Below are 5,068 nucleotides of genomic sequence, written 5' to 3' on the forward strand. Positions count from 1 at the left end.
TAATTCCCATAAAGCGATCACCATCCTCGTTATACATTATAATATATAACGAGGTAAAAGTAAATGCAAAATAGGCTCAAACCACTGGTTTTAATGGGTTTTTAACGAAATAGCTCGTTACACTTTTCGGGAACCTAGGATCTATATACCGTCGAGCATAAATATGATAAAAAAGAAATATCGGATAAAATAAAAAAAATTGCAGCAGAGATTGTGTAACCTTTTTTCAAAAGAAGTATCTAAAATAATATAGAGCAATTTCAACAGAATTGCTGAAATAATTATTTGGAGGATATACTATGAAAGAAAAAATTGTTGCACCATGTGGGATTGATTGCTTTAACTGTGAAATGTTTGAGGATAATGTGACGGATGAATTTCAGAAAAGACTGTCAGAGTCAACGAAGATACCGGCTGAAAAAATAACCTGTAAAGGCTGTATCGACGGGAATATCTGTCTGTTTTTAAAGATGCAGGGAAAAAACTGCAAAACCTTGGATTGTGTTCAGCAAAAGGGTGTTGACTATTGTTTCAATTGTGCAGATTTTCCGTGTAAATATCTGATGCCTCTGGCAGACGGAGCCGCAAAATTTCCGCAGAATATAAAATTGTATAACCTTTGCCAGATGAAAAAAATTGGTATCGACAATTGGGTTGACCAGGCGGCAGGTATCAGGCATACATATTTTACCAAAAAAATTGCAATTGGTGAGGGTGGAAGTGAGGAGTGATTAAGAGGTTCTTTTGCAGAGAACCGTTCATTAAATGCTTTGCTAGTCTGGAAAAATATAATAAAGGTATCCCGTGACGACATAAGAAAGAACAAGGTATTCTGCAGTAAAACGCAGGGTGCTTTGTTCTTTCTTATAGATAAACCGCATCTCATACTTCCGGGTTGTTTCTATGCTTCAGCCAATATTTCAGCTTATTTTAACGCCATTCTAAAATATTTTTTTTAAAATTATTCCCGAATTTTTCATGATGGCCGGAGACTGCTTTCTCGTATAGGCGGTTTCGGGTTTCTAATGTATACTGGTTATTTTCAGTTGTCAGCTTACCAAAAATTATGTCGTTAGCCGGGCAGTGATTGATACACCGCAGACAATTAAAACTCTTTTCATTTTAGACCTCCTGATTTTTTAAGCAAGTTCCTTTAATCATGATATCCATGCTGATAGTGGTTACAAAATGATCAGCAATCATAATCATCCAGGCATTTACAATCAAACTGAATAGGCCAAGCTGATAATCGACGAAGTGATATTGACTAATATATTTTATTCTGCTAATATTACTAGTTAATAGGATAAAGACTCAAATCAGACAATGAAAGTCAACCCGGTGGGGTTGGCTTTTTTTGTGGGTACCAATCCATGTAGTTTTGCGTAAGTGAAAAGACCGGATATTTAGCGAGGAGTAGTGCAGATGAAGAATATTGCAGATTATTTATGGGTTGTTATATCGGCGATGATTGTATTTTTGATGCAGCCAGGTTTTATGGCCCTGGAAACGGGACTGACACGCGCAAAGAACTCCATCAATGTTGCGATTAAGAATATGTCGGATTTTATTTTATCCGTAGCGGCTTTTTGGTTTATTGGTTTTGGGCTGATGTTTGGCGAATCATTTCATGGTATTGTGGGAATCAGTGATTTTTTTGTAAATTTTGAACAAGATGATTGGAAGGCTGCATTTTTTCTTTTTCAAGTCGTGTTTGCCGGAACAGCGGCAACCATTGATTCGGGAGCTGTTGCCGAAAGAGCGAAATTTAGCACCTATTTATTAATGTCTTTTATTACGTCAGCATTTATTTATCCAATTTTTGGTCATTGGGCCTGGGGTGGTTACTTTTATGCAGATAATGCTGGCTGGCTTCAGCAGCTCGGATTTCTTGATTTTGCCGGCTCAACGGTTGTTCACTCAATTGGTGCCTGGGTTGGTCTTTCTGGGGTGATCATTATTGGCCCAAGACTGGGCAGGTTTGGAAAAGATGGTAAAGCAAACAAAATAAGAGGCCACAATCTTGTTTTTGCATACTTTGGCGTTTTCATTTTGTTTTTTGCCTGGTTCGGATTTAATGCCGGAAGTACCCTGGCGGCCACTACGAATATTGCCGATATCATTGCAAATACTTTGATATCTGCTTCTTTTGGCGGGCTTACCGGTCTGTTCGTCAGTTGGAAATTCAGTAAAAACAAACTTCCCGAACCGGAAAGTATCATCAATGGTATTCTGGGGGGATTGGTGGGAATAACGGCGGGCTGTTATTATGTGAGTGAAATTGGGGCGCTGGTTATCGGGATTGTTTCTGGTTTAATTGTTTATTTCGGAACCCTGCTGCTAGAAAAACTCAAGCTGGATGATGTTGTTGGCGCAATACCGGTACACGGATTTGCCGGTGTATGGGGAACAATTGCGACTGGAATCTTTATTCAGGAAAGTTATTTGCTTGAATTTGGGATGACCCGCTCCAATCAGATTATGATTCAAATACTGGGAGTGACTGCGGCATTTGTCTGGAGCTTTGGCGTATCATTTATTTTAATGACGATTATTAACAAATTTTATCCCATGCGGGTATCGCCAGGTCATGAAGAAATTGGTCTCAATATTGCCGAGCATGGCGCAAGCACCAGTATTTTTGAACTTTCGAATTCGGTCCGAAATATCATAGAGCATAAAAACTTTAAAAATGCAGAAAAAATTGAAGTCGAATTCGGAACTGAAATTGGTGAATTGACGGATTATTTCAATAGTATGGTCAATGATTTAAAAGAAAAAGAAGAAATGGCAGAAGAGGCTTTGCAGTCGCTGCATCATATGGCAGTGACGGATGGTTTGACGCAAATTTTAAACAGAAAAAATGTAACCGATGCCTTGGAAAAAGAAATCAGCATTGCGATCAACTATGAGAAAAAATTGTCAATATTATTGTTCGATATTGATTTTTTCAAAAAAGTCAATGATCAATTCGGACATTTGGCTGGTGATCAGGTATTGGTTGATATCGTCAAGAATGTCAGCAATACGATCAGAAAAACAGACTATTTCGGTCGGTATGGGGGCGAAGAATTTCTTGTCATTATGCCTAAAACTGATGTGGAGACCGCATATATTTTTGCAAATATGATCAGGGAAAAGATTGAAAAGATGATCTGGGATTTTAGCAAGGGCTACACCATTACGGTTAGTGGGGGTGTTGTCGAAAACGAAGGAGAAGATTTAAATAAAATGATTAACCGGGCGGATTCACTACTTTATTTCGCGAAAAAAAAGGGGCGAAATAAAATTGCGAAGTAACGGGACAGTATAGGACTTGAGCTGAACGGAATGCAGTTGGATGTTTATTGTGTTATCGAGAACAAGGTTCATCTGCTGATAAAAAAAGGAAGCGTTGGATATCAAAATCAAACGGATTACCATTGAATATACTTAATTACTCAATAACAAATACGGACGGGCCGGTCATTTTTTCAGATCAGATCCGAATGATTCAGCAGAAAATCGATAGACCTTCTGTCAGGTTGAGTTATATGTTTTTGATTAATACTGACTTTCTTGTTCCTAATTGTATCCTTTCAGACAGACAGATAAACAAAGAATGTCATATCATGAAAAAACTGGTGCAACGGAGTAAATTTGAGTTTGGATTAAAAAATCGATTTATATGAAATATGAGCATTCGCTTTATGATCAAGAGAAATAGCATTCAAAAGAAAAATTCGCCAATGAGTATAAATATTAATACATGATGTAAAATATTATTGACACGGAGAAAAAAATGTTGTACTATGTGTCTAAATAAAACTAAAAAAACAGAAGTGGAGTAAGAAAATGAATTATCAAGAGAAGAAAATAATTGCTTCAATCACTGCAGGTGCATTAGTATTAGCGGCATACAGTTTTTATGGGATTTCAAAGTATCTGGAAATTGGAGAGGAGCTGCTAAATAATTTGGAGTTCTGGGCGACAGCAATGTTGATTGCTATCGGCGGTGGCATTGTTGTGGTAATACTTATTCAGATTATCTTTCACATTATTCTTGCTGTTGCAAATGAGGTGGCAAAAGAGGTGGCAAAAAAAGTAAGCAATGAAGGAAAGAATGAAATTTATGAAGAGCTTGAAATTACAAATTTTGAAGATGAAATGGATAAGCTGATTGCACTGAAGGCAATGAGAAATTCATTTGTTATGGTTGGCATAGGATTCATTATTGCACTGTTATCATTATATATAAAAATGCCGCCAGCAATTATGCTTAACGTCATTTTCATCTCGTTTAGTCTGGGATCGCTTTTTGAGGGATTTTCACAGTTGTATTTTTACAGGAAAGGGGTCAAGTATGTCTAAATTCATGATTTCTAATAATATTAGAAAACAACGCTTTTACAATGATGAGATGACACAACAGGAGCTCGCTAAAAAAACCGGTGTATCAAGGCAGACAATTGTGGCAATTGAAAATTGTAAGTATTCACCATCGCTAGAGCTTGCATTCCGCATTTCTGATGTATTCAAAATTAAGATAGAAGATATTTTCTCGTATGAAATTATTGAAGATAGAGGCAAAAGGGAAGATGTTTAAATGACAATTTGCTAAATGAAGAATTAAAGAACTCTTTATAGTTAGGAGCGACGAAGAATAATCTAATGACCAATAATATAAGAATAATAAGAGGAAAAAAGATGAGTTTTAAGGAAAAGAAAAAACATTTATGTACTGAAGAAAGATTATCTGTACTATGGATAGTTGTAATGTTTTCTATGGCCTTTGCAGATATTCTTACCTTTGTATTGCCGGAAGCATTGAGTGATATGGTTATGGGTACAACAGATGTAAAAATTACACAAGAGTTGCTATTGGTTATGGCGGTATTGGTTCAAGTTCCTATTATAATGATATATTTATCGCGTGTTTTAAGTTATAAACTCAAACTTCGCACATTAAAAACACCCTAAAACGTTGATGCAAAGGACTTTCCCTGAAAAATATCCATTCAGGCGCAGGGTTTGAGACTGCTTTTTATCATTGCCGGTAAATTCTGAAGGAACTGATCGAGCAGAATAA

5 protein-coding genes are annotated in these 5,068 nt (G+C 36.6%); all 5 read left to right on the forward strand.

The window, feature by feature from the left end; all coding sequences use genetic code 11:
• Positions 1-299 precede the first annotated feature (299 nt).
• The 5 genes from ACEW8F_RS07785 to ACEW8F_RS07805 all read left to right on the forward strand — a co-directional run bounded on the left by ACEW8F_RS07785 (position 300) and on the right by ACEW8F_RS07805 (position 4,959).
• Entirely contained in the window at positions 300-731 is a 432-nt protein-coding gene (locus ACEW8F_RS07785; RefSeq protein WP_373482907.1) for a DUF3795 domain-containing protein, read from the forward strand.
• Between the two features lie 694 nt (positions 732-1,425).
• Entirely contained in the window at positions 1,426-3,300 is a 1,875-nt protein-coding gene (amt, locus tag ACEW8F_RS07790) for an ammonium transporter (protein WP_373482908.1), read from the forward strand.
• Positions 3,301-3,834: 534 nt separating this feature from the next.
• On the forward strand, positions 3,835-4,350 hold the full coding sequence (locus ACEW8F_RS07795) for a hypothetical protein (RefSeq protein WP_373482909.1): 516 nt from the start codon (positions 3,835-3,837) through the stop codon (positions 4,348-4,350).
• The gene (locus ACEW8F_RS07800) at positions 4,343-4,585 is read left to right on the forward strand and encodes a helix-turn-helix transcriptional regulator (protein ID WP_373482910.1); all 243 of its coding nucleotides are present in this window, start codon (positions 4,343-4,345) and stop codon (positions 4,583-4,585) included. The genes ACEW8F_RS07795 and ACEW8F_RS07800 overlap by 8 nt, the downstream gene beginning before the upstream one ends.
• A 101-nt stretch (positions 4,586-4,686) precedes the next feature.
• Complete coding sequence (locus tag ACEW8F_RS07805) at positions 4,687-4,959, forward strand: DUF6326 family protein (RefSeq protein WP_373482911.1); 273 nt, start codon at positions 4,687-4,689, stop codon at positions 4,957-4,959.
• The last annotated feature ends 109 nt before the right edge of the window (positions 4,960-5,068 follow it).

The organism is Acetobacterium sp. (assembly GCF_041752335.1).
GTDB lineage: Bacteria > Bacillota > Clostridia > Eubacteriales > Eubacteriaceae > Acetobacterium.